This is a genomic window from Mucilaginibacter sp. UR6-11 (genome assembly GCF_020880695.1).
In the GTDB taxonomy this organism is placed as follows: Bacteria; Bacteroidota; Bacteroidia; order Sphingobacteriales; family Sphingobacteriaceae; genus Mucilaginibacter.
The window spans coordinates 1-25,328 of the sequence record NZ_JAJIWO010000008.1; the positions used below are offsets into that span (position 1 = coordinate 1).

General features: G+C 42.6%; 29 protein-coding genes. 8 read left to right on the forward strand and 21 right to left on the reverse strand.

Going from position 1 to position 25,328, the window contains the following annotated elements:
- Positions 1 to 174: 174 nt before the first annotated feature.
- Genes LJ658_RS16580 through LJ658_RS16595 form a run of 4 tightly spaced genes read right to left on the reverse strand, consistent with a single transcriptional unit; the run spans position 175 to position 3,124 of the window.
- A complete protein-coding gene (locus LJ658_RS16580) occupies positions 175 to 1,401 on the reverse strand; it encodes a hypothetical protein (RefSeq protein ID WP_230547656.1) in 1,227 nt (408 codons plus the stop codon).
- Positions 1,402 to 1,409: 8 nt separating this feature from the next.
- Positions 1,410 to 2,060, reverse strand: coding sequence for a DUF6046 domain-containing protein (locus LJ658_RS16585; RefSeq protein ID WP_230547657.1), 651 nt, complete (start codon positions 2,058 to 2,060; stop codon positions 1,410 to 1,412).
- Positions 2,057 to 2,242 (reverse strand): hypothetical protein, encoded by a 186-nt coding sequence (locus LJ658_RS16590; RefSeq protein ID WP_230547658.1) that lies wholly within the window; start codon positions 2,240 to 2,242, stop codon positions 2,057 to 2,059. The genes LJ658_RS16585 and LJ658_RS16590 overlap by 4 nt, the downstream gene beginning before the upstream one ends.
- 12 nt (positions 2,243 to 2,254) lie before the next feature.
- Complete coding sequence (locus tag LJ658_RS16595; RefSeq protein WP_230547659.1) at positions 2,255 to 3,124, reverse strand: hypothetical protein; 870 nt, start codon at positions 3,122 to 3,124, stop codon at positions 2,255 to 2,257.
- A gap of 475 nt (positions 3,125 to 3,599) precedes the next feature.
- Between LJ658_RS16595 and LJ658_RS16600 the strand changes: the two genes are divergently transcribed.
- On the forward strand, positions 3,600 to 3,806 hold the full coding sequence (locus LJ658_RS16600; protein WP_230547660.1) for a hypothetical protein: 207 nt from the start codon (positions 3,600 to 3,602) through the stop codon (positions 3,804 to 3,806).
- 445 nt (positions 3,807 to 4,251) lie between these two features.
- Here LJ658_RS16600 and LJ658_RS16605 read toward each other — a convergent pair whose 3' ends face one another.
- The 7 genes from LJ658_RS16605 to LJ658_RS16635 all read right to left on the reverse strand — a co-directional run bounded on the left by LJ658_RS16605 (position 4,252) and on the right by LJ658_RS16635 (position 8,875).
- Positions 4,252 to 5,148, reverse strand: coding sequence for a hypothetical protein (locus LJ658_RS16605; protein ID WP_230547661.1), 897 nt, complete (start codon positions 5,146 to 5,148; stop codon positions 4,252 to 4,254).
- A gap of 4 nt (positions 5,149 to 5,152) precedes the next feature.
- Complete coding sequence (locus LJ658_RS16610; RefSeq protein WP_230547662.1) at positions 5,153 to 5,440, reverse strand: hypothetical protein; 288 nt, start codon at positions 5,438 to 5,440, stop codon at positions 5,153 to 5,155.
- A 165-nt stretch (positions 5,441 to 5,605) separates the two neighbouring features.
- Positions 5,606 to 5,884: a helix-turn-helix domain-containing protein gene (locus LJ658_RS16615; protein ID WP_230547663.1), complete on the reverse strand. Its 279-nt coding sequence runs from the start codon at positions 5,882 to 5,884 to the stop codon at positions 5,606 to 5,608.
- A gap of 136 nt (positions 5,885 to 6,020) precedes the next feature.
- The gene (locus LJ658_RS16620) at positions 6,021 to 6,839 is read right to left on the reverse strand and encodes a hypothetical protein (RefSeq protein WP_230547664.1); all 819 of its coding nucleotides are present in this window, start codon (positions 6,837 to 6,839) and stop codon (positions 6,021 to 6,023) included.
- Positions 6,840 to 6,849: 10 nt separating this feature from the next.
- Complete coding sequence (locus tag LJ658_RS16625; protein ID WP_230547665.1) at positions 6,850 to 8,205, reverse strand: site-specific integrase; 1,356 nt, start codon at positions 8,203 to 8,205, stop codon at positions 6,850 to 6,852.
- A gap of 171 nt (positions 8,206 to 8,376) precedes the next feature.
- Positions 8,377 to 8,691 (reverse strand): hypothetical protein, encoded by a 315-nt coding sequence (locus LJ658_RS16630; protein ID WP_230547666.1) that lies wholly within the window; start codon positions 8,689 to 8,691, stop codon positions 8,377 to 8,379.
- Positions 8,692 to 8,704: 13 nt separating this feature from the next.
- On the reverse strand, positions 8,705 to 8,875 hold the full coding sequence (locus tag LJ658_RS16635) for a hypothetical protein (protein WP_230547667.1): 171 nt from the start codon (positions 8,873 to 8,875) through the stop codon (positions 8,705 to 8,707).
- Positions 8,876 to 9,131: 256 nt separating this feature from the next.
- Between LJ658_RS16635 and LJ658_RS16640 the strand changes: the two genes are divergently transcribed.
- The 7 genes from LJ658_RS16640 to LJ658_RS16665 all read left to right on the forward strand — a co-directional run bounded on the left by LJ658_RS16640 (position 9,132) and on the right by LJ658_RS16665 (position 16,770).
- Positions 9,132 to 9,512 carry a hypothetical protein gene (locus LJ658_RS16640; protein WP_230547668.1) on the forward strand — a complete coding sequence of 127 codons (381 nt, stop codon included), beginning with the start codon at positions 9,132 to 9,134 and terminating at the stop codon, positions 9,510 to 9,512.
- A gap of 123 nt (positions 9,513 to 9,635) precedes the next feature.
- Positions 9,636 to 9,881: a heavy metal-binding domain-containing protein gene (locus tag LJ658_RS16645; protein WP_230547669.1), complete on the forward strand. Its 246-nt coding sequence runs from the start codon at positions 9,636 to 9,638 to the stop codon at positions 9,879 to 9,881.
- A 43-nt stretch (positions 9,882 to 9,924) separates the two neighbouring features.
- Positions 9,925 to 11,199: an efflux RND transporter permease subunit gene (locus tag LJ658_RS20465; RefSeq protein WP_255670516.1), complete on the forward strand. Its 1,275-nt coding sequence runs from the start codon at positions 9,925 to 9,927 to the stop codon at positions 11,197 to 11,199.
- Entirely contained in the window at positions 11,196 to 13,088 is a 1,893-nt protein-coding gene (locus LJ658_RS20470; RefSeq protein ID WP_255670517.1) for an efflux RND transporter permease subunit, read from the forward strand. Before LJ658_RS20465 ends, LJ658_RS20470 begins: the two co-directional genes overlap by 4 nt.
- On the forward strand, positions 13,088 to 14,311 hold the full coding sequence (locus tag LJ658_RS16655; protein WP_230547670.1) for a TolC family protein: 1,224 nt from the start codon (positions 13,088 to 13,090) through the stop codon (positions 14,309 to 14,311). Before LJ658_RS20470 ends, LJ658_RS16655 begins: the two co-directional genes overlap by 1 nt.
- The gene (locus LJ658_RS16660) at positions 14,286 to 15,554 is read left to right on the forward strand and encodes an efflux RND transporter periplasmic adaptor subunit (RefSeq protein WP_230547671.1); all 1,269 of its coding nucleotides are present in this window, start codon (positions 14,286 to 14,288) and stop codon (positions 15,552 to 15,554) included. The genes LJ658_RS16655 and LJ658_RS16660 overlap by 26 nt, the downstream gene beginning before the upstream one ends.
- The gene (locus LJ658_RS16665) at positions 15,547 to 16,770 is read left to right on the forward strand and encodes an efflux RND transporter periplasmic adaptor subunit (RefSeq protein WP_230547672.1); all 1,224 of its coding nucleotides are present in this window, start codon (positions 15,547 to 15,549) and stop codon (positions 16,768 to 16,770) included. The genes LJ658_RS16660 and LJ658_RS16665 overlap by 8 nt, the downstream gene beginning before the upstream one ends.
- A gap of 283 nt (positions 16,771 to 17,053) precedes the next feature.
- Here the strand turns inward: LJ658_RS16665 and LJ658_RS16670 are convergent, their stop codons facing one another.
- From LJ658_RS16670 to LJ658_RS16715, 10 genes are all read right to left on the reverse strand, one after another.
- Positions 17,054 to 17,746, reverse strand: coding sequence for a Crp/Fnr family transcriptional regulator (locus LJ658_RS16670; RefSeq protein WP_230547673.1), 693 nt, complete (start codon positions 17,744 to 17,746; stop codon positions 17,054 to 17,056).
- 282 nt (positions 17,747 to 18,028) lie between these two features.
- On the reverse strand, positions 18,029 to 18,448 hold the full coding sequence (locus tag LJ658_RS16675) for a hypothetical protein (RefSeq protein ID WP_230547674.1): 420 nt from the start codon (positions 18,446 to 18,448) through the stop codon (positions 18,029 to 18,031).
- Complete coding sequence (locus LJ658_RS16680) at positions 18,448 to 19,215, reverse strand: ABC transporter permease subunit (protein WP_230547675.1); 768 nt, start codon at positions 19,213 to 19,215, stop codon at positions 18,448 to 18,450. The genes LJ658_RS16675 and LJ658_RS16680 overlap by 1 nt, the downstream gene beginning before the upstream one ends.
- Complete coding sequence (locus LJ658_RS16685; RefSeq protein ID WP_230547676.1) at positions 19,209 to 19,925, reverse strand: ABC transporter ATP-binding protein; 717 nt, start codon at positions 19,923 to 19,925, stop codon at positions 19,209 to 19,211. Before LJ658_RS16685 ends, LJ658_RS16680 begins: the two co-directional genes overlap by 7 nt.
- Positions 19,913 to 21,148, reverse strand: a complete 1,236-nt coding sequence (locus LJ658_RS16690) for a nitrous oxide reductase family maturation protein NosD (protein WP_230547677.1) — start codon at positions 21,146 to 21,148, stop codon at positions 19,913 to 19,915. The genes LJ658_RS16685 and LJ658_RS16690 overlap by 13 nt, the downstream gene beginning before the upstream one ends.
- Positions 21,148 to 21,588, reverse strand: a complete 441-nt coding sequence (locus tag LJ658_RS16695) for a nitrous oxide reductase accessory protein NosL (protein WP_255670518.1) — start codon at positions 21,586 to 21,588, stop codon at positions 21,148 to 21,150. Before LJ658_RS16695 ends, LJ658_RS16690 begins: the two co-directional genes overlap by 1 nt.
- Positions 21,585 to 22,160 (reverse strand): hypothetical protein, encoded by a 576-nt coding sequence (locus LJ658_RS16700; RefSeq protein ID WP_230547679.1) that lies wholly within the window; start codon positions 22,158 to 22,160, stop codon positions 21,585 to 21,587. Before LJ658_RS16700 ends, LJ658_RS16695 begins: the two co-directional genes overlap by 4 nt.
- A 51-nt stretch (positions 22,161 to 22,211) precedes the next feature.
- A complete protein-coding gene (nosZ, locus tag LJ658_RS16705) occupies positions 22,212 to 24,197 on the reverse strand; it encodes a Sec-dependent nitrous-oxide reductase (RefSeq protein ID WP_230547680.1) in 1,986 nt (661 codons plus the stop codon).
- An 18-nt stretch (positions 24,198 to 24,215) separates the two neighbouring features.
- Positions 24,216 to 24,710, reverse strand: coding sequence for a cytochrome c (locus LJ658_RS16710; RefSeq protein ID WP_230547681.1), 495 nt, complete (start codon positions 24,708 to 24,710; stop codon positions 24,216 to 24,218).
- A 179-nt stretch (positions 24,711 to 24,889) separates the two neighbouring features.
- Positions 24,890 to 25,318, reverse strand: a complete 429-nt coding sequence (locus LJ658_RS16715; RefSeq protein WP_230547682.1) for an Rrf2 family transcriptional regulator — start codon at positions 25,316 to 25,318, stop codon at positions 24,890 to 24,892.
- Between the last annotated feature and the right edge of the window lie 10 nt (positions 25,319 to 25,328).

The window sequence follows — 25,328 nt, forward strand, 5'->3', positions numbered from 1 at the left end:
ACAAAAAGGGCTCAGAAGAATCTGAGTCGATGCATTTAGACGAGAAAAAGCTATATTCACAAATCACATCTGACAACTTTTAAAACCAAATAACTGTCAGATCAAGTAGTGGCTATTACAACTGATATATAGCTACCTTTTAAAGGTGTACTTTTCAATTAGTCCTTTATGAATTCAGGATAGTCTTGGCATAGGATCTTTATTGTCCCCTATCCTATAATCTAATTCAATTATTTGTCTTAAGCCACCCTCAACAGATAGTTTATATTCTACTCCCTTTATTTTGTACGTACCGTTGCGTTCTGGCAATATAGCGTCATAAATTTCAGCGTTATCTCCTTGCTTGCAAAATGGTATTCCAAACGTTGTAAACTTTCCGGTAAATCCATCATAATAATGCCTTTTCAGCTCTTGCTCTGTGTACTTTATAATTTTATCTACATCTGTTGAGGTGCCAGGATAATATATAGTTCGTCTTTCGCCTGTAAAGTTTGGCGGATATTCTGCCTTTTGACCAGGAAGCGTTTTAGTTGCAGTAAATACATCATTTTGTAACGTTACCAATACCTCTATTCGTTGCTTTTTAGTTTTAGTAGCCCCATCTTTTGTTATTCCAGCTGTTTTGATTGTGTTTGTTGAATAACCAACTGCCGATAAGACTATGTCATCTTTTCTGTTATACTCCAGTTCGTCTTCAATTATGTTTTCCTGAAAAATAAATTTATAATTATTGCCGGGATTTTGGTAAATCACTAGATGCCCTATGTATAATTCATTTCCTATGAAATAAGCGTAAATATTGAAATCCTTATGCATTCTGGCGATAATATCCATTACACTTTCGTTCAATGCCCTAAAATCGTCTATGGGAGTTGACTCTTTTCTATTTACAGTAAATGGAGAGCCAGCCAACAACTCAGCCATCATTGATTCTAGGGTATACTCCCTGGCTTTAAATAGTTTATTTGGGGCCGGAAGCTGCTTCAATTTCCACATGTTATCTTCGCACTCTAAAACGAAAGGCTTTTTAGATGAAACTCTGCTTATGTAACCTTCAAAAATTGTTGCTGTATCTACAAAGTTTTGATTACCTAATTTATATTTATACCCTGCTATTACCGTTACTTGATCGCCACGCAGAAACAAGGGCGTTGAGTTTACATCGAATCCACCTATATTGGACCCGATACCCGTTACATTGTTGGGATATACAGCCTGTCCTGTCGTATTAACATATTTGAAATTTTTAGGCAAAGTTATTTTACACCCATCTGTAAAGTCTCGCCATGAATTATTGGCCTCAATTTCAACAACAAAATCTAAGTCGAATTCTCTGTTCCGGTCTGGATATTTTTTTGACGGTGTTTGACTAATTAATATTCTCGTTGTAACTATTAGCATAACGTTAATTATATGAATTTCAAATTGGATTGCTGATCTGATGAAGCGTTTAGGCTAATTGGTTGTCTTGAATATTGGCCTTCATCCTGATTAATATCATAGCTTTCAATAACAATTGAGTTAATAGAAAACATATTCAAATACCATGATGTTACGGTTATTGCGTTGGGGCATTCGGCCATGATAATCATATCCTGCACATCGCCCTTTGGAAACGAACCGTTTTGACCTGTGATGATTGCGTTGATCGTTAGCTGATAATCACCCAGTCCTATATACTCCTTTACCGTACCCTTGCGGCCCTGTATAGCGGTTTTAACAATATTCTTTGTTTGCCCAACACTTAATAAGACGGTCTCTAGAGTGATGTCAGGGAATGTAAAGACTTGCCCTAATTCATTTTGATAAGTTTGCCCATGAAATGTTAAATCGACTAATACTTTAGTGCCTAAAGATGAAAGGTATAGCTGCGGATCAATAGAGCCGCTTTGTGGAATTAAAAAGTCAGATTGTTGAGGTTGTGAAATATGAACGTTTTGTAGATTGAACGCCCTAGCTAATTGACTGGCATTTCTTACAACAGCTGGGGTGACCAAATTACTTAAAACTGGCCCCGGTGACTCAACGATAGCAGGAACATTAAAAGGTAAACCAGTCATGCTTTTCTCAAGTCCTCCCTACCCTTTATAATTGCCCCGAGAAAATGACACAACTTGTCATGATATTTGCTTTTCTTCCTAGCTATAGCTTTTTTTGCATCGGCATAAGGAATTTCAGCTAGTTCCGCGGCTCTTTTCAGGTCGCCAGACAAGCGCCTTTCATTTACAATTTTTAAATCCATATTATCCCAATATTATTGATACCTAGTTATGAATAATTTGATTACTGTTTGTTGTATTAGGCCTATGGGGTTATTCGGTGAACCTGCATTAACCGTGAGTGCCCCCTTTGTCGCTACGCCGCCAGTGATGTAGGCAGAATCAGTACCAGGCCCGACACTTTCAAACTTGGGATCGGTACTTAGCGTTGGCAAATCAGTTGCCGCTATTTGATAGGTGTCAGCACCTTTATTTGCTCCTAACGTTCCGTATGTAGGATCGCCCGATAAATAACCGGCCGCAACATGCCCGCTCATTGTTGCGTCTATTTTCCAGTCGAGAGTTAATGGATGTATTCCGTTTCCGGTTCCTGCGTCAAAATAGGTAGCTAATAATGTATTTTGCGAACCCGCACCCGGCATTTTCCAAATGATAGTTTGGCCTATTGCGCCTATTGGCCGGTATAAAAGATTGACGGCATTATTAAAATCAAAAGCCCCGCTACCTGATAGCCCTGACTGAAAATTTATTTGGCGTATGTTATGGACGTTCCTTTGGTTGCCATCTGTAAAATCTGTGGGGTCTGCATCTGCAATAAATTGAGTAGTTGTTATTACTCCCACTGCAACATTTGGACCTGATATTGTAAACGAAGCTGCGGGAACTATGTACACCTCTCCGTTAAAGAATACAGAACCCGCACTGATAACATAATTGGATCCGCTACCGCTATTTAAACAGCCGTTTAATATATAACCCTTAGTTGAATCGTAACTTGATCCAATACGTGACTTTTCACATTCAGCAATGGGTTCCTGGAACGCTAACTGTAAAAAAGACAAAGTGCCGCCCTTTACATACATTGAGATACCCGGCGCAATTGGTGCTAAATCTAATTTTTTCATACTTATATATCTTGGTATTAACTTCTATAAAGGTATTTAAGAATGATACACTCTTTTGCATTTCGATGTCATGTACGGTACTATTTGGGTATTCTGTGCTTGCTTTGAACTGCATAATTCCGATTGCACGCACGGTGTGATACCGAAATAATCGTCAACCACTTCACAGTAAGGGATACCATTGCTTTAAGTTTAGGAAGTTTTATAAAAGAATTAAAAAATAGCTAAAAGTAAAAAAGCGTCAAATATTGATATTACGCGCGTTAGCGATCTTAGAAAAACCTTAAAGCATTTCAATGAATAATGACCGTTAGTTGGTCTCTCTTTAGACGCGCGCGTATATGACGTTGGAAAAACCTTCTTATCTGTTAATATAGTGGGTTGTATAAAACGAGTAATTCAACCAGTTTATTTATTTTTGAGCATCATTTATAAGCCCGTTTAGAATTATCAACCATCGAACTAATAATGAAATATGCACGTAGTACATTTAAATTTAGGGACAAGCAAAAAGATCGCTTGGGATAAAAAAACAAAACCTGGAGCTCAAAAACAGCGCTCACAGGCATGGATGGCTGTCCAATACAGAAAGGACCATGAAAGAGTGATTAAAAAACATGCAAACGCTCTAGCAGAAATCCACAAGGAGGAACCAGGATGGGTGCCGCTTATCGAATTTTAAAATGTGCTGAAGGAAATTAATTGGCTTCACTCACCCGCGTGACTGACTCGGAAAATTCGTTATTGTTCTATAATCCCGCTTTTATTTATTCATGCATTGTGAGAGTGATAAAATCATCATTATATCGCAATCGGCATTTAGACGATGCTCAAAATGTAAAGTTTTGTAAAGTATTTAAGCGTGGTTTTGGAGTCCTTGATAAACTAATATTTTTCGCAACGCCACTTAACGCATCTCTTAACCCTTCCAATTCGTTTTACTATACTGTGTATTTTATTGATAGTGCCTCACTAAATGATAATGATAAATTGCCTACATTTTCACCGTATATATAAATGGTGAAAATGTAGGCAATTTTGTTTTTCTAGCTTTTTACATTGTCTCCCAAGCGTTCTGAATTCAGTGGCGTTCAGCTCCGTTGACCCATGGTGAAAATGTAGGCACTTTAAGTGAGTTCACTAAATTTAGTTGTCAGCAGGTTTAAAATCTCCCCTTTTAGATTTGTCTTTGCATGGTCCGCATACAGTTTATCAAACTGCTTTTTCTTCCGTTTTCGTTCTTGCCTATCTATCCCTTTCCAATAATCTGGATTAAACCCCTGATCGTACAGACGTAGATCATTAGCTGAAAAATCTTTCTCATTAAATTGCTCTCGTATTAGCAAATAGCCATAAATATCTATAAGATTATTAAATAAGACCTGTAGCGCATTTTTATCTGATATATCGCTTAGTGTAGTCAATTTAGCATCTTTTATGACCCGCATCTTTAACGCCTTGTATTCGCAACGTAATAGGGTTTCACTGATGTTATACATTGCCCCCTTATCATAAACTTTAAGCCAATAATCACAGAATATATATTTTACCCCGCAGTTAAATCCGTGTATACTATTTTCAATAATTGGATTTTTAAGTCGTGCTCCCGATTTTAGTAACGTTATATTTTGTTCGATGAAATACCTGGCAGAGCAGCTAGTATTTACGTTCAAGCCAAATTCTATACTATCAACTTTACAATTTAGTATTTCGGGACCAAATGAAGCGGATAAACTAACCAACACGCCTTTTATATCGGCGATGTTAAAATCATTCGCATTGTGTTTCTGCTTACCTATAAAGTTGTTGCTAATGCAATTATAATATTTGTGTAATGACCCTCTTATCTGTATTCTACCTGATGAAAATATCGTAAACTCAACATCATTATATTTTGCCGTAGTATAATTTTCCCCGGTTTTGATAGTCGTGTGGTTCCTTAAAGTTTCCGATAGCAAGGGGCTGGCCTCTATTCTTTGACGCAAGTCGATGCTGTTTGAACTTAGCACAATGCCGTCAATCATAAAATTATTGAATATCTGCCAGTTTATAAAATTGGACTGTACGGCCAGTAACCGAGCATTTATCTTTGTGACTTATTACTACAATGCTCTGTTTTAATAAGTCGTAAAGTACACGGGTTATATTGCCCCGCTCTTTGCCGGTAATATTCATTATTTCCCGACTTGTGACCGGGTTATGAATATTCCGCATTAATTTTATTACAATTGTCTTTTCCTTTTTGATTAAGCCTTCTCTTATGATCTCGCGGTAAGCCTGTAAGGATGTCTCCGCTACCTTTGTTTTTTTTGCCATGATAATATTGATTAACATGGTTAAGCCTAGGACGCATTATTTTAACGGTTCAATGTTTTTTAATAGCTTTTTATTACATTTGTAGAGTGGTCGTTGTTGCTCAATAGACCAAGTTAGCTACTAAAAAATATTCAAGGTTAAATTATGCGCTACCATAGTTTAACCTTATTTTTTTTTGTTTTCTAATGCATCTAAAACTGCTGATTTATTAAATAATATTCGGCTGCCTATTTGCATATAGGGTATTTTCCCTTTATTACGCCATCGGCTGACTGTCGGTTCTGTCACTCCTAGAAAATCACAGAGTTCTTTTACACTCAATGGGCTTTCAATTGGCTTACTGTTTGGGAACATTGCCAAATTATCAAACGCATGTTTTACTGCACTGTTGATGTAGTCCTGTAGACCCGCAGGGGTCGAAATGATTTGAATTTGTTCTAGCATAACTATACTTTTTTTGATGTTCGTATAGTTCAAACTTCAGCACGTAATAGGTTAGAAATAGGTTACTTTGATGAAGCAAAAACCCCCTCTGTAATTAAACAAAAGGGGATATTAAAGATAATTGGTTAGTGATTCGTTATTTTGCCTTAATTTCAATAGCACCTTTCATTGATATAGTTATTATTTTTTTTATCATTAATTCAAATTGCCTTTTACTTTTCGGTAGCGGCCGGCCTTTCATTTGGTCGAAATTCTTAATACCAAAATTGGATAAGGCTATTTTACTGTTTATGCCGTCAATAAGGCTCAATGCATAAGTAAATACATTTTGATTGCTATTTATGAATATAGGTTTTACTGTGGGGGTATTAGCTATGTCAAAACACGTAATAAATTCCACATCACTTAAATTATTAAAAGCAACTCCAGAAAGCACGTCATAAAGCTCAATTATTTTTCCTACAGGCAAGCATCTTGCAGCGGGCGCCGACTGTTGATTTTGTATTTTGGGCCCTATTTGATCGTAGTCTAGCCCATTTAGATAAATTAAGTAATATTCGAATTGTCGTTTGCAGTCTTTAACACCTGAATAGAAGCTGATATTGTTTTTCGTCGTTTCTATTTCTTCACTCCTAAATATATTTTTAAAGAATAATTCATCATTTATGAAAGCCAGGTTTTTTTTAACAAATTCATTCAGTCTCATTTCATAGTACTCTTTTAAGAGTTCATAATATCCAAACGGGAACGCTATCAAACTTCCGTGCAAGTAAATTTTCCGTGCTGCGTCAATATCTGTATAAATTAAACCCTCAGCTTTAGAGGCATAATAAATATTTTTATCCTTAAAAAGTCTTTTATTGTAGTGCCCAGGTATTAAAAAACTTTTAATTTCTGAGCAATCAATAAAACCATATTCAGCTAATTTCTCATTTGTTAATTTTTCTACACTCATTGGAACCAGCTTAAACCGCTTTCAGATGGTTAACTTCACCCCACGCCTTAGCCATTACTACCTTTGAGAGTTTTTTTGTAATGTCGACGTAACGTTTAAAACTACTATAGTCACTGTGACCTGTAATAGCCATCACCTGTTCTGCACTCATCCCCTTTTCAAGTGATAGGGTTACAAACGTTTTACGGCCGGTGTGGATGCGAATAAGTTTATATTTTGGGTAAATTGTTGTTTCTCTGTTTGCCCCGCGAAATCTTACTATTTCGATTTGGTCGTCAATGCCCGCCGCTTCGCAAGCTTCTTTGATGTATTCGTTTAGCTTTGGGCTGCTGATCATTGGCAATGGCTTTGCTTGGTCCTTATATTTATCGAGAATCCCTGCTGATATTTTATTGAGCGGAATAATCAGCTCTGTTTTTGTCTTTTTAACGGTCAACTTAATTTCGTCCTTTTTGATGTGTTCTCGTTTAAGCTGTATTAAATCTGATACCCTTAAACCGGTTGCACAACTAAAGCAGAATATATCCCGCACACGGTCGAATTTCTTATTTTCTGTAAAATCCTTCTCTAACAAGGCTGTAAATTCGTCATTTGTTAACGCAATAACCTCTAACTTTTCTCGCTTGATCTGGAATTTACGATAATTTCCGTTTACAAGAATATCATTTTCCTCCGCGTAGCTTAGAAACGTTTTTAACGTGCTTAGCACCTTTGCAATGGTTGTGTTATTCAGTTTACCGTCCGATATTAGAAAGCTTTGGAAACGCTCAAAAAAGGCTTTGTTGATACTTTCAAACCTTACCTTATCTCCGGTCGAGTTTTGATAGTTTTGCAAATGCGTTTTAACAGACTTATAAACCGACAATGACCCTTTTGCCCTCCTGGGTTCGTGATCAGTAATGTACTTATCCATAAAATCAAAAAGTAATTCCCGGTGTTCAGTCTTTTTGGTTACACCGGTTTTTGCCTCTTTGAATTTATTTATAACATCTTCATCGGAATACTTTTGTTTGTTCAGTTCAAATAGCTTTTCAATGTTGGCGATCTGCAAACGGGTCCCAGCTATGACGCTGTTTATTCCGTCTGCTTCACTTTCAAGTATAGCAATCCCTTGAATGCCTCGACTTTGCAAAATGTTCGCAAATTCAATGTTGGCATAAAGTAACTTTTTTGCTTTAGGATAAGCAACATAAACTGCCGTTTGCGTTTCTATGCTCCAGTTGATATAATTTAGCTTTATTAGTTTACCGTCCTTTTCCAGAAAGATTTTTTTTCGTTGTCCAGCAATTTGATAAATCAATTCAATAGGACATTTGCCGGACTTGTCGACTTTGTCGCTGCGTAAAGCAAAACGTAAGGTACTCATGGTGTTGATAGTTATAAAACCTTAACTAATGTAACTATTTTTAAATTAGGGTGCAAATTAGGGTGCGATTATTTAGTGGTGTAGGTTTGGACTATTTTGATTTATTTTTAAAATAGCACCTTAATGTACCTTAAAACACGCTTTCTTATATAGCGCACTCTTCTCTAATCTTTAAAAGGTCGAATCCCTAGCTCTCCGCAAAAGGAGATTTCTCCAAAAATCATCATAGGGCTGTTCATCAATGAGCAGCCCTAATTGTTTAAATTTCAATCTGTTATGAACGAACTCCGGGTGCAGCGAGGGTGTTCTAAACGTACCTTCTTTAAACGTGAGACCTTGTTTGAACACCTCCTTTAAAATCGCGTGCTGCTGCGTGATGGTCGCCTCCTCGAAAATATGCGGTAAATTGAGCAAATACGGCAAAACAAGCAATTCTTGTTCGATATAGTCTTCCAAATTCTCTTCCAATTCTTCCTTCCTTGCCATCAGCTGCGCTTTCTCAGATGTGAAACTTCTTGTTCCACTTTTTATAGGTTTTGGCATTGATGGTATCGTCCATCAATTTTTCTTCAGCATTTTCTACCTTTTCGGCTAATCGTGACAGTTGGTTATTGATCGCAAGCAGTTCCTTATCCCGTACACCTTTTAACGATGACAGCCCGCCTCGCACATCGTGCAGCCATGCTGCCTGTTAATACGGTCTCAAAGCTCCTAACCTGCTGAACAACGACCTAAAACATTTAGTTATGTGATAGTGATCATTTAATAGTAACTTATAAATGGCGTTTTTTGAAGTCAGAACAAAGAACCCGGGCATGATGTTCTTGATCGGTTTTGCGATAACCGTTGCTTATAGCTACAGCGTGCTGTAGTGAATAGAAAGTGAATACCTTGAGTTCTGAATGATAAATCAATATATTTGAGCAATGAAACGCGCAGCGCTTATCTTATTAACGGCAATTTATCTCTTATCCTGCGTGGGTATGGGGATAAACCGTTTTTATTGTTGCGGTAAGCTCGCTGCTGTAACGATCACCTATGCGGCGGCGGACGATGACGGAGCGCAATCTTCAAACAATAACAACTGCTGCAAGCACGAGATTAAAAGCTTCAAAGTAAAAGACAGTCATTTTAAGGTACTTTCACTTTCTTTTAGTCAGCTGTTGCCGTCGATCCTGCCAGCTTTTATCCATTTGGATAACGAGACTATCAGGAAGATTCTGTCCGCCAAAATTACTCATAGCAGCAACGCGCCGCCCGTGGTAACGACACCGATCTATACGCGTAACTGCGCTTACCGGATCTGATATGTAATTTTAGATAGCCATACATTTCTGTAGCCGGCTCTACTCCATTTGTAATCCAATCTTAATTAATAATCACGCATAAGCTTGTCTATGCTTTTTATCCATTTTTTAATTTTTACAACCATGAAAAAAGCAATGCTGATGGCTATGGCCATCCTGTTTTCGGTCGCAACCGTTTTTGCTGCACGCGTAAGTACTCCATTATCTGATACCACGAAAACCAAAAAGGTAAAACCTGCCAAAGTACAATACACCTGCACTATGCATCCGGAAGTGACCAGCGATAAACCGGGTAAATGCCCGAAATGTGGTATGACCCTGGTTAAAAAGGCTGCTGCCAAACAGAAAGCGGCAACTAAGAAAATGTAAACCTGACACCCCCGCTTATCGCGGGGTGATTAAACCAATTAAGATGATTAATCAATTGATCACCCTGTCATTAAAAAACAGGTACATTATTTTACTAGTTGCCATTGCCCTGTTTGCCTGGGGCGCTTACTCGGTGAGGGAGAACCCTATTGATGCTATTCCCGACCTTTCGGATAACCAGGTGATCGTATTTACCGAATGGCAGGGCCGCAGCCCGCAGATCATGGAAGACCAGGTGACCTACCCTTTGGTAAGTAACCTGCAGGGCATACCGAAAGTAAAAGCCATCCGCGCGACTTCCATGTTCGGGATGAGCTTCGTCTATATCGTTTTTGAGGATAAGGCAGATATCTATTGGGCACGCAGCCGGGTATTGGAGCGGCTTAACTATGCGCAGCGTTTATTACCACAGGGCATAACACCCACTTTGGGTCCGGATGGTACCGGCGTAGGCCATATCCTGTGGTATACGCTCGATGTAAAAAACATGGATCTGGGCGAACAGCGGGCTTTGCAGGACTGGTATGTTAAACTCGGTTTGCAAACAGTGCCTGGTGTGAGCGAGGTTGCTTCCTTCGGTGGCTTTGAAAAGCAATACCAGGTAACCATCGATCCACATAAACTCAACTACTACAATATTCCCTTATCGCAAGTGTTAAAAGCCGTTAAAAGCAATAATAATGATGTAGGCGGGCGCAAGTTCGAAATGAACGGCACCGGCTATATCGTTCGCGGGCTGGGTTATATCAAAAGCCTGAACGACGTCGAAAATATCCCGGTTGGTGTGAACAATACCATACCGGTGAAGATCAAAGACATTGCTGCCGTACAGATGGGAGGAGATGAACGGCTTGGCATCTTTGACCGTGACGGAAACGGCGAAGCGGTTGGTGGAATCGTAGTGATGCGTTATGGGGAAAATGCCGATAAAGTAATCCACGCCGTAAAGGATAAGATGGCTGAGATCCAAAAAGGTTTGCCCGCCGGTGTCAGCTTCAACATGGCTTATGATCGCAGCGAACTGATCGAAAGCGCGGTTAACTCGGTTAAGCATACACTGATCGAAGAGATGATCACTGTATCGATCATCGTCATCCTGTTTCTGTTTAGCTGGCGCAGCGCTTTGAGCATTATTATCCAGATCCCCGTCACCATAGCCACCAGTTTTATATTACTTAATGCGTTTGGCATCAGTTCTAATATCATGTCGCTGACCGGTATCGCCCTGGCTATCGGGGTAATCGTAGATAACGGTATCGTAATGGTAGAAAACTCGCATCGCAATTTAGCCATTGCCCAGGAAAAAGAAAGATCATGAACACAGCAGAAAGAATCAAAATTATAGAGGCATCGTGCAAGCAGGTTGGCCGTGGCGTATTTTTCTCTACGCTGATTATTGTCGCATCTTTCCTCCCGGTATTTTTACTGGAAGGCCAGGAAGGGAAATTATTCGGGCCATTGGCCTGGACGAAATCTTTTATCCTTGCTATCGATGCCATACTTGCAGTAACGCTTGCGCCGGTACTCATTTCCTTTTTCCTCAGAGGAAAATTACGGACAGATAACCGTAACCCGTTGAACCGGGGGTTGGAAAAAGTTTATCACCCGTTATTAAACTGGTGCATGACCTGGCGCAAAACAACTATCGGCATTAATATCCTTGCTTTATTGGTCAGCATCCCCTTGATGCTCAGTTTAGGGACGGAATTTATGCCGCCGCTCGATGAGGGAACCATTCTGTTTATGCCGGTAACCCAACCTGATGTTTCTAATGCTCAGGCCAAACAGTTGTTACAGGTACAGGATAAGATCATCAAAAGCGTGCCTGAAGTTAAAAGCGTTTTGGGTAAAGCCGGGCGTGCCAGTACCGCGACTGATAACTCGCCTGTCAGTATGACGGAAACCATCATCTTGTTAAAACCGAAAGATGAATGGCGCAAAGGGCTTAAAAAAGAAGATATCATTAATGAACTCAATGCCAAACTACAAATTCCCGGCGTGGTAAACGGGTGGACACAACCGATCATTAACCGTATCAATATGTTATCCACAGGTATCCGTACCGATGTCGGATTAAAGGTCTACGGGCAGAGTCTTGACACTATTAACACCTTAGCCAACCAAATGAAGCAGGCATTAACCGGTTTAAATGGTGTTAAAGATCTATATGTTGACCCTATTACCGGAGGCAAATACCTGGATATACAAGTGAACAAGGAAGCCATTGGCCGGTACGGACTCAGTGTGGATGATGTGAACGAGGTAGTAGAAAGCGCCCTCGGTGGCATGAACATGACGACGACCGTTGAGGGACGCCAACGTTTTAGTGTAAACGCCCGGTTGGCGCAGGATTACCGGAGTAACCTGGAGGCCATCAAACAGACCCTGGTACAAACTGCTAATAATGGTCCAATTCCGCTATCCGCAGTTGCCGATATCAAGATCAGCAACGGGCCAGCTATGATCCAGTCGGAAAACGCGCTATTGCGGGGAACAGTATTATTTAACGTGCGCGACCGGGATTTGGGCAGCACGGTAAAAGAAGCACAAGACAGGTTGACTACGATGGTAAAAACCTTGCCCAGGGGCTATTACATTGAATGGAGCGGCCAGTATGAAAACCTGATCCGTGCGGAGCATACCTTAAAACTGGTTTTGCCGATAGTATTGGTCATCATTTTCGCCTGTTTATATTTTGCCTTCCATTCCATCCGCGAAGCATTTTTCAGCCTGATCTCCATCCCGTTTGCTTTGATCGGCGGCGCTTATATGGTATACTTTTTCGGTGTTCACTTGTCTGTTGCAGTAGCGGTAGGTTTTATAGCCCTGTTTGGCATTGCGGTGGAAACGGGAATAGTGATGGTGATCTATCTGAACGACGCGATGCAGCAATTGGTTGCACTTAAAGGGAATTCAAAAAATACGATCTCACGGGCGGAACTGCGCGAATACGTGATGAATGGCGCTGTAAAACGGTTAAGGCCGAAGCTGATGACTGTTTGTGTCGCCCTATTCGGCCTGGTCCCTATCCTTTGGTCCACCGGTACGGGCAGCGACGTCATGCTGCCAATTGTGTTACCGATGATCGGCGGGGTATTAACATCATCCACGCATATTTTACTGGTTACTCCCCTGATCTTTTTGATGGTTAAAGAACATGAGTTAAAAAAATATGGCAAACTGGAAGTATTGGAGGTAAAGGAATAATGAAAAAATATCTAATCATATTGACCGCATTGATGCTGGCGGCTTTTTTTGCAAAAGCGCAGCGCCTGCCCCTGGATAGCGTTTTAGCTAAAGTTGCCATTAATCCGGCACTGCAGGCCTATGATGCCAAAGCGCATGCACAGGACGCTTACGCCTCAGGTGCCAAAAGTTTAGACGCGCCAAAGGTAAGCGCCGGGCAGTACCAGGTACCTTATCAACTGAATCCAAACGGCGGTTCGTTTATGATACAGGCGGAGCAAATGTTTATCAACCCGGCTAAGCTTAAAGCCAAAGAAGGTTATCTGAATGCCCAATCCAAACTAACCGCGACGGACAAGGACTACCTAAAAAATCAACTGATCGCCCAGGCGAAACAATACTATTATGAGCGGGTGGTACTGGAAAAGAAACTGGTTTTATTACAAAATACCCAGGGGCTACTGGACTATATGCTAAAGGATGCTAATATACGGCTGACTTACGGCAAGGAAAAATTAAGCAATATTTACAAAGCTAAAGCTGACCGGTTTGAACTGGACAACACCCGCGAACAACTGAATAATGAGATCATTCAGAAAAATATTGCGTTAAACACGCTAATGAACCGCGACAAGCAAACCAGTTTTACGGTTGATACAACTATTGTATTAAAAGACTACGCAAATGCGATAACGGATACGGCTAGCTTAATCGTTAACCGCAGCGATATCAAAGGAATAAGCAAGAGTATTGATTTGCAGCAATTGAGTGCCCAAATGGAATACGGCAAACGTAAGCCGGATTTTGGCATACAGGCCGGGCACATGTTTAGTTATGGTGGGATGGCCAACCAATATATCCTGATGGCGTCAGTTTCGATACCTATTGTACCCTGGGCTTCCAAGGAATATAAAGCCAATTTGAAAGGCATCCGATACGAGGTGCAGGAGCTGCAGCAAAAGAGACAGGATATGTTGAACCAGGCCGCCGGCCAGTTGGCCGCATTAAGAACGGATATGAGCAGTAAAAAAAGGCAAATCAATAACTATCAACAAAATATCATCCCCGCTTTGCAGAACAGTTATAAAACCGCTTTACAGGCTTATGACCAGAATACCGGCGATCTGGCGTCGGTGCTGAATGGTATTAAGGATTTACAAATGGCAAGAATGTCGGCCCTCGACCGCTTTCAGGAACTATTAACCTTACAGGTAGCTTATGAAAAAGAAAATGAAAGAAATTAAAATATCCCTGGTAGCAATGCTTGGCATCCTGGTGCTTGTCAATGCTTGCTCCAACCCCAAACCGGCATCCGTAGGAACAGTCGCTAAAAGTGCGGTGCAATACACCTGCCCGATGCACCCGCAGATATTAGAGGATCAGCCGGGTAGTTGCCCTATTTGCGGTATGACGCTTGTTAAGAAATCGGGCCAGGCAAGCGAAGGTGCAGGCATTAGTTTAAATACGGTTTTACAACCTGTAAATTCCGCTGTGCTATCCAATGTTAATGCTATTGTTCCCGAACAAAAGGAAGTAGCTCAAACTATATCAGCACAAGGTTACCTGGATTTTGATGCGCGAACTTTCAATAATATCGCATCTCGTTTTTCCGGCCGTATTGAGAAGTTATATATTAAATATGCTTTCCAGGAAATTCACGCCGGCCAGCGTATTTTTGATATCTACAGTCCGGAGATGGTTACAGCTCAGCAGGACCTGATCTTTATCAGCAAAAACTCATCACAGGAAACTGCCCTGCTCAATGCAGCCAGGCAAAAACTATTGTTGCTGGGAATGACCGCCGCTCAAATTGCGCAGGTAATTAAAACGGGGAAACCTTTTTACAGCCTGCCGGTTTACAGCCCTTACAACGGCCATGTGCACGATGTGGCGCATAGCCAGATGGCAGGTACTCCTGAAGCAAAAACAACTGTAAATTTTACAAAAAACCTGCCACTGGCCGTTAAAGAAGGGATGTATGTAGAAAAAGGGCAAACTCTTTTTAATGTAGTTGATCCGCATAGGCTTTGGGCCATCATCAAAATTGATCGCTCCTCCATTTCAGCTACCAGGTTAAATCAACAGGTTAAAATTACCCTGCCCGATGTGCCAGGCAAGGTGATCCAGGGAAAAGTGAACTTTATTGAACCGGTTTTGCAGGATGGGGATAGAACGACAAGCGTTCGCGTTTACCTTGATAATATGGACCACGAGCTGAAGGTAAACAGCCTGATAAAAGCCGAAATAGAATCGGGAAAAACCAAGGGCTTATGGATACCACGATCGGCTCTGGTTAATTTGGGACAGACACAAATTGTTTGGTTAAAAAATGGTGCCTCCTATCATGCTCATCCGGTTAGTACAGGTGCGACGGCCGGTAACGAGATCAATATTACCAAAGGGGTAGCTGCAACAGATAGCTTGGCATCCAATGCTCAATACTTAACAGACAGCGAAAGTTTTATTAAAATAAAAAGCCATGAATAAGCCATTTATAAAATATGCCGCTCTTATCATACTGCTAAGCTTTTTGTTTGCCGCGTGTAAACAAAAACCGCAGGCATTGGCCTTTACAAAGAGTGAGAAAGCCTATTATACCTGTTCCATGCATCCGCAAGTTCATGAGGAGCATCAGGGCAATTGCCCTATCTGTGGCATGAAATTGATCAAGGTTGAACTAACGGGCGATCATCCTATTGCTTCGGATAGAATAACACTAACTGCTACGCAGCTCCAGCTTGCAGCCATAGAAACAGATACTGTCCGCGAAGAAAATACCGGTACCGAAAAAACATTGAGCGGAACAGTAACTACCGATGATAATAAAGCAGAAGAACTAAGCGCCAGGGTAGCCGGGCGGGTACAGCAATTATTTGTGCGTACAATTGGTGAAAAGGTAGCCGTAGGTCAGCCAGTTTATGCTATTTATAGCGATGATCTGCAGGAAGCCGAAAAAGAATATTTACTGGCTAAACAGCAACAAAAAATACTGCATAACCCGGATGTTGATTACCTGCAACTGATTAACGCTGCCGAAAACAAGCTCAGGTTGTGGGGACTGTCACCGGCACAGATCAGGGGCTTAACTGCTTCGGGTAAAGTATCGGCAACAACAACCGTTTTAAGCAAGGTTAGCGGAACGGTTAGCGAAATAGCCATACACGAAGGTGATTATGTTACCGAAGGGATGCCGATATTAAAAATCCAGGCGCTAAGCAGCCTGTGGGTACAAGCCCAGCTTTACGGCGGTGAATCGGTGAACTATAAAGAGAACGACCGCGTAAGGGTATCCTTCCCCGACCTTGGCGGCCTGGCGGTTCAAGGGAAAGTAGAATTTGTTAATCCTGAACTGTCAGATGCGTCGAAGGTGGACCTCGTGCGAGTGAGTATCCCTAACCCGCAAGGATTGGTACGGCCCGGGATGCTGGCCTATATTTCGATTGCAAATGGCAAGGACCGTTTATTGGCTGTACCGGCTTCGGCAGTATTAACGGATGGCATAGGCAGCAAAGTTTGGGTCAAAAATCCGGATGGCAGTTTTTCGGCTAAAATGGTATCAGTTGGCTTGGGAAATCAATCTTACGTTCCCGTTCTTTCCGGATTAAAAAGTGGTGACATCGTGGTTACTAACGGCGCTTATTTGTTAAACAGCGAGTCCATATTTAAAAACGGAAATGAAAACATGGCCGGAATGAAAATGTGATTGAACGCCCCAATACAAAGCTTCTAATAATTATTCATTTATTTTATAGACCAATAATTCCGCTTTTTGCCCCCCCCTCTTGCGGCGATTAGAAACAAACCCGGTTCCGGAACCGTTGCGCCCGCCGCCACTGATATAGATTGGGTTAGTCCCGGCATCCCAGTACAGGTCGTCCACGTCACGGGACATTGATGCGCTGAATAATTCTTTGCCCGTTTCACTATCATAAACGACAAGCTCGGCGAGAACACGGTAACCCGCTATAATGCAACGCAGCACCGGATCATAGTGGATTACCGGCCGTTAATGCAATCAGTTTCTGGCGCTCAATTATCCTGATCTGTTTTCCCGCGACTGCTATGATACTATCTTTTGTCAGGTCCATGATTACGCGGAATACGGTTTCATAGGTTGAGGCAGAAAATGCAGCAAGATCCTGTCGGGAAAGTGTTAAATTGATATTCCCATTCAGATCTTTGCCAAACTGCTCCTCCAGCGAAAGCAGGGACTGAGCTACCCGCCCTTTTACCGGCATATGCGCCAGATCGCGCATTCGGCGTTCAGAGATGTCAAGCTCTTCGGCAAAAAGGACCATGAGTTTATAGCTCAGGTCGCTATTGGTTTTTAACGAGGCCTCAAAGAATTTAATATCCACGAAACAAACCATCAGGGGCTCGACCGCTGTGGCAGACACGCCATAGACCATTTTGCTGCCCAGTCCGCGATGCCCCAGGATGGCGCCATCGGCAGCAAACTTGATGATAAGCTCTTTATCGCTCCATTTTTTTTGAACTTTTGCAATCCCGGAATAAACGAAATAAATACCCTTGACCGGTTGCCCTTCGCTAAATATCACTTCGCCTTTTTTGAATTTCAGGTTTTGTTTATGAAGGTTGATGGTCTCGCGCCATTCAGGTACCGTGTTACTGCATAGAAAACATTTTTCGAGGTTACAACCTTTCTGGGGTTTGTTCATTAACTTCTGCTTTTATTTCGTTTAGTAATGATAGGATAATTTGTTAAAAGAAAAAAGCAATCCTCAATTTCGCAAAATGACGAACCCAGTGTAAAAATTTTTCTGATCTATCAGGGAGGGTCTGCTTTCCATCCGCGGACGTGCTTCATCCCATTTTTTTTATTTTTGGTTAGCAGGCTTCTATCGCCGGGCCCAATTCATAATGGAGCTTACTGTAATTGATCTTTGTTTACGGGAGCATCGAGACGGTCAAAAGCTATGCTGTTAATCGTTTGAATAGGTTTATGCCCGGAAATATTGATTGAATAGCTGTAAGCGCTTTTTCACTTCGTTGAAATGCTTTTTGGCCGCTGCTGCACTTGTTGCGCGGTTAAGCTGAGTAACCTGTTCCATCAGCGGTTCCAGCCATTTATGCAGGGCCAGGTGATCCGGCCCTTTCATCCGGCATTCTTTGATCATTTGATTTATCCCTGCCTGCAGCGCGGTGCCGGCAGGGCGATAGTCAGCTAGCTTATGGCCATTGACTTTTTTGACGATCTGCTGGAGGCGGTCAACATTATTACCGGTAGCTTGGTCAATCTTCCACTTGGTGCCATTATTCAGCACTAATTCCTCGAAAGCTTTTTCATGCTGATAGTGGCCCGCTGCATGAAGAGTAGAAAAAGCGAGGGTAAACACAATAACAGTGATTAATTTTTTCATTATAGATCCTTCTTTTTAAATATTTTAAGCGCAAAAAGCAGAGGAACCAGGGTCCAGACCAGTTGCATCAACAGCGAAAACACGATCCCTATACCGCTGCCAAAAAATTGCTGGTACAGCGCGCCGGTATAACCCATTAAAGCAGAAATATCCAATTGCAGGAGGATCAGTATCCGCGCAAGATCGATGGGGTTTAATGCCGTCAACACGATCATCACCTTCTCCAGCGGATAGTCGGCAAACAGCGTCAGGAACAGTAAAACCAGCCCGTCAAATATGATTGAGAAATAAAACCAGAGCATCAAGGCAAGGCCGATGCCTTTGGCTTTATCCCGGGTGATTGTAGACGTCAAAAAAGCCAGTGATATAAAGCTTAAGGTAAGCAGGCAGCCGGATACCATGAGCGTTATGCCGGTAAGTGAAAAGGCAAAAAGGGCAACCGGGATACAAACACCAATGATAAAAGCGAGCAAGATAGAGCTGCTTATGCCAATGAATTTCCCCAGTAAAATAGCGCGCCGGCTGATCGGCTGGGATACCAGCATTTCGGTAAACTCTGCTGCGTTGAAATAATACGTAGTGGCATAAACGATGCTTACCAGTGGGACAATGATCAGGATGACGGTGGTAATACTTACCAGTCCCTTGGTCACATCCGCGTCGGACATAAAAATGGTCAGGCTGATAGCGAGTAATAAGAGTGTATACGCCAGCAGTACTTTGCTTCGTACAATATCCAGGATAATATATTTGGCGATCTTTAACATGATGGTGTACTTAAAATTTTGGTTAAAGCCCTGCTTAATTTCTGCTCTCCGGTCTCCTGTTTCAGATCCGCTAACGTTTTATAAAATTTGATCTGCCCTTCAAAAAGATACAAAATTTGATCGGATATTTCGTCGGCTTCACTCAGGATATGGGAAGTTACAAGGACAAGCTTCCCCTTCGATTTTTCTTCCAGGATCTTTTCTTTCAGCGCTTCAGCGGCCAGCGGATCAAGGCCGGCAGATGGTTCATCCAGTATCAGTACATCAGGGTCAAACATAAATGCCAAAGCCGCACTTACTTTCTGAAGCGTTCCCCCCGATAAGGTACGCATGGTCTTTTGGTACATACTTTCCAGCTGGTAAGCTTTCAGCAGATCGGTGTCAACGGCGTCCTGCTCCCGGATATCCATCACCATTTTAAAAAGCTGGCCGATCTTCATGTTGTCCGGGTAATGCCCGATTTGCGGCATATACCCGATGTGTTTTTTATAATCGAAGGTATTCAGGATGGAATTGCCCTTGAACAGGATGTTGCCGCTATCCGGGATCACCATGCCTAAGATCGATTTGATCAGCGTTGTTTTTCCTGAAGCATTGGGTCCGAGGATAGACACCACCCCGCCCCGTGCAAAATCGCAACTCACATTTTTGAGTACTTCCAGCCGCCCAAATGACTTTTTAAGTCCGTCAACCGCAATTATCTTTTCCATGGTTTCATTTTGGGTTTGTTGTCTTTAACAGATTCAGGCGTGATGGAAGGAATAGCGCGTTCAACCTTGTCGATCAGGTTAACGATAAAACTGCGCATGAGCATAACGCTCTGCGGGTTCTGTTCGATGATCTGCGCGTACAGGCTAATCGGGCGGTAGGGAATATCCCCGGTACCATCCCTATTCAGATCATAGCCTTCGTATTTGTCCCAATAGTTATCATTGAAATAGATTTCTTTTAACGTCCCGTTGGTGGTAACATCAAAAGAATTTCCTTTATAGTTGTTTTGGGTAAAATGGTCTTTATTACAGCTGGCCAGTACCCGCATGGCCCAGCCATTGGAAATAAAGTCATTATGGGTAACCGTGATGCGGTCAGAGTTTTCCATATAGATGCCGGTAGTGTTCCGGATAAAATGATTGCCTTCGATCCGCGCATCGGTGATCTCTTTGAGCAATACACCATAGATGGAGCTACCCCAGTTTTCGATGAACGTGTTATCCAACATGGCTATACGCCGGGTATACATCACCGAGACGCCGGAGCCATTGTTTTTAAAGGTGTTGTGACGATAAGTGTCATCATCAGAGAACATAAAATGCAGGCCGTAACGGATATTCTTTTCGCTGAAATTATTTTCGATCAGGCACTTTTTGGCGAATTCGAAATAGATGCCATCCCGGTGCCTGGTTACGTAATTTCCGTTGAGCAGTATTTCCTTACATTTCCATAAGTGGATGCCGTTACCGGAGTTCTCGATGTTGTTGGAACCGGTGACGTGGTTATTCACGACCCGGATATGTTTACAGTTGGATAAATAAATCCCAAAAAAGTTATTGATTAGGGTATTGTTACTGATGGTGACGAATTCCACATTGCTAAGCCGGATACCCGCAAAATCGCGCATGGAACCCGTCTTGGAATTTTTGATCACAAAACCGTCCAATTTTACATGGCCTGAAGTGATCGTCAGAACTTCCTCCTGGAAACGCGCATCCAGCACAGGCCTGCCCTCGCCTAAAATAGTCAGTTCTTTGTCAATGAGCGTATTTAGGGAAATGTAGGTTCCTTTCTTTACGCGTATTGTATCGCCGTTTCTTGCAATAGTCACCGCCAGTTTAATGGTAGCTACGTTCGTTCCGGGAGCCACGATGATGGTGTTGGCCCATGCCGGCAAGGGCATTATAAAAAGCAAACCTATTTTAACGATAAGTGATCTCATTATTTATTACTGCTTAGCAGCTGTAGCCAGCCAAATACCTGCGCTGATCTGTCCTTTTTTGCCCCTTCTGCCGCTGACCGGGATATGAAAGCCGCCAGATTCCCGCCCATAGGTGAGGAGAGCGAGCTATCCCGGAGAAAGAAGGATTTACGGGCGTCTGTAAATTGTCCCGGCTTGGTAAAATCATTAACCAAAAAGACGCTTTTGACATCACCAGCAACGGCGGGATTTTCCTTTAAAAATGCGGCCATACATTCTGCCGCGTCAAATTTGAATATTTTGCCTTTTGCGTTGATCAGTTCCGCAGCGAAGCGTTTATCCATAATCGTCATTTTACAATGCGAACAGGCGTCCTTACCATAGCGGATCGGTTCTGGCGCGTGACTGCAGGCGGCCAAAAGACCGCACAAAAGCAGTATTACTATTTTCAACGTTTTCATTTGATTTTGTTTGATGATAGTTGCGGTTTATAAAAAAGTGCGGCGACGATGAGCAGCCCGCCTAATCCTGCCAGGATGCCCCCGGTATCAGGTAATGAACCCGCCGTGAAATTGAGCAGTTGCTTATAGCCAAAAAGCGGGGGTTGGTAATTCATACCCTCCACTTTTATAGCTGCATGCGGATTTAGCCGGTGGCCGTAATTATATTCCCACATATAGAAATCACCGAAACCAACGATAGCAAACAGGCATAAACCAATGAACCAGGCCCACAATAGCTTGCGGCTTTTGGCAAGAGCCGCGGCAAAGCCGAGCAGTGTCAACCCGCCAAAAACAAAGGGCAGGATCTTAAATTCTTTAAAGTCATCAACCGAAATGAACTTCATGCCGATATAATGATTGAGGCCGTTGATCTGCGCAACGTTGCCAGACAGACCGTTCAGCCAGATCTTCATTTCCAGGCCTTCCGGATATTGCGGCGCATCCAGTAAAATATGCCACAACGGAAGAAAACCGGCGCTCAGCATCAGCAAGCAGCTGATGAAGATCAGCACTCTAGTATGGATTTTCATGATCGGAGAGTTATAGCGTACAGTGCAAATACACTGTACGCTATGATTTAATTATTGGGTTACCGGGTTTTCGCCGATAGAAAATTTAATGGGCACATTTGAACCTGCAGGAGATACCCTGAAGTAGCCCTGCATTTCCTGGTGAAGCGCTGAACAAAAGTCAGTACAATAGAATGGAACAATACCGGCCAGTCCGGGAACCCACTTCAGGGTACAGGTCTCACCGGGCATAACCAGCAATTCTGCATTGTTAGCCCCTTTGATCGCAAACCCATGCGGTACGTCCCAATCCTGTTCCAAGTTTGTTACATGGATATAAACTTCGTCGCCAATTTTGATCCCTTCAATGTTATCAGGCGCCAGGTGTGACCGGATAGCCGTCATATAAACATCGACCCGGTTGCCTTTCCGGACTACCCTGGTGTCTTTTTCAGACTTAGTTACATAGGCATTTTTGTTGTCTTCCAGTTTGAAGAATTTCACCTGGTTCTTGACGATCTTTTCAGCAGGGATCATTTGCGCATAATGCGGCTCGCCGATGGTCGGAAAATCCAGCAAAAGCTTCATTTTGTTGCCTGTGATGTCGATGAGCTGGCAAGCCTGGGCCAGTTCCGGTCCTGTTGGCAGGTACCTGTCCTTGGTAATTTTGTTCAGTGAAAGCAGGTATTTGCCAAACGGTTTTTTTGAATCGCCGCCTACAATTGACAAGTGGCCCGGTGAATAATAAGAAGGTATCCGGTCGATAATTTCCAGGTTATCTATCTTCCATTTCACGACCTCGGATGATACGAACATGGTGGTGTAGGCATAGCCCTTGCCGTCAAATTCAGTATGTAGAGGTCCGAGACCTGGTTTTTTAACCTCACCATGTAGAACAGCTTCATACTTTAATACCGGTAAAACGCTTTCGATCATGCCATCATACTGCTTTTTGTCTATTGCAGCAAGCATCTTTTTGAAGGAAAAAACAGGGATCACCGCCGCAAGTTTTCCGCTGGCCGCCATGTATTCTCCGTCAGGAGTTACATCAACCCCATGTGGTGATTTTGGGCAGGGCAAATAATACACCAGGCCCGGGAATTTGGTAACATCCAAAGTTTGCGTTCCTGTTTCGATAACTGAGGTGGCGGTGTGCGTATTTTCGTTATAAACGTTGTGCGCATATTTGGCGGTTATTTTAGCGCCTTTTCCGGCGGCTATTAGTTCTTCCGCTTTTTTCCAGTTCACGGCCATGATAAAATCTTTGTCCCGCTGGCTCGCATTTACCTCTAATAGGGTGTTTGCTTGTTCTGTATTATAACAGGTAAAGAATATCCAGTCGTGTGAGGGGCCTTTACCCGCATGTGCCAGGTCATAGTTAAACGGCGGGACGATCAGCTGGAATGCAAGCTTCATCGCCCCGTTGTCCTTATCCACCTTAACAAAAGATACGGCCCCTTTGAAATTTTTCTTGTAGCTATTAATGGGCACATCGCCGTTACTGTTATCCAAAGGCTCGCTAAAACGGGTATTACCCACTACATACTCTGTGTTCTCTGTACAAAACGGAGAAGCGTGATTACCGCCGATATTAGGCAATTCAAGTATTTCTACCGTTTTAAAAGTAGCCAGGTTAATCCTTGCTATTCGCGGGGTATTGTTCCCGTTAATGAATAACCAGCGCCCATCGTCTTCGCCGTTTGTTTTGGATAATTCCGGGTGGTGGGAGTCGTCCCAGGGAACGAAACCGTGCGACGTATTTAACATCGGCTTGGTTTCTTCCGAATAACCGTAGCCATTTTCAGGGTTTTGTGAAAAAACCGGAATCACTTTTAACAAACGCCCCGAAGGGATACCGTAGGCTGCCACCTGCCCGCTGAAGCCGCCTGATAAAAACGCATAAACTTCATCGTATTTGCCTGGTGCAACATACACCTTCTTTGCGGCGTCTGCGTCAACTGCCGAGCCTACCTTGCCCGGTTTACAGCCAGAAATGGTACTGCCGGCTAACAAGGCCAGCGCCGATACCAGTAATTTATTATAAGGTGAAAATTTCATAATCTGCAAGAGTTAAGGTTATTTGCTGTCATTTTTTCTAAAGTATTCCAGGATCTGCCGGGTTTCGTCATCCGTTACATTCTGGAAAGTCATCTGGGTGAGGTGCTTTTCAAGCAACGCCTTGCCAACCGGATCTTTCGCTTCCATTTCCATCGGATTGGTGATCTGGTTCATGATCCATTCGGGCGTGCGTCTTTTGGTGATGTCTTTCAGACCCGGCCCAACGATCTTCTGATCGGTCACCTTGTGACAGGCAGCGCACTTCGCGTTAAAGACAACCATTCCTTTATCCGCCATAGCGGGGTCGATAGCAGCCAGTTTCACATCGGTGAACCGGCCAATGCCCTTGCTGTCGCTTTTTGCCGCCGGATCAATATCCGCGGCTACCGTTGCAGCTGGTGTAGCCGCTGCGCCGTTGTCTGTCTCGGATCCACCATTCGAAGGACTGCAGGCATATAAAAAGGTCAAACCTGACACCAGTGCAGCCATCAATAAGGTTTTTAGATTTTTCATTTTGTTGTTTTTAATTTTTGATAAAACTATCAGTAAATAAGAGGCCGCGTCATGACGCTGCGCAGTATATAATATGATTTAAATCATATTATATTAGGAATTTCTTAATTGTGAAGTCTACAATATGTGTTTTAGTCATATAAATAGAAGATGTTATTGTCTTTTATTTAACCAAAATTTTACTTTAAAAAGTACTTATGCTGCTGGAACTCTTCTACCAGCCCGGTTACCGGCTTCTTGCTGAACTCGGCCATTAACAGGTCACGAATTGGTTTAACCTGTTCATGCATCGGGCAGGGCTGCGTTTCCGAACAACTTTCCAATCCCAACACGCAGGAAGTAAACAGGCCGTTGCCATCGATGGCCCGGACAATATCAATCAGGAAAAGGTCCTGTCCATTTTCAACATAAAAGCCGCCTGTGGGGCCCTTCGCAGACGAAAGGATCTTTTTGCGAACCAGCGTTTGCAATATTTTACCTGTAAAATGCATGGGCGAACCAATTGCTTCAGCGACTTCTATGATCCCTGTCTTTTCATTTTTCCTGCTTTTAAGGGCGACATAAACGGTGGCCCTGATAGCGTATTCGCATGATTTGGAGAGTATCATAGTTCCTGCT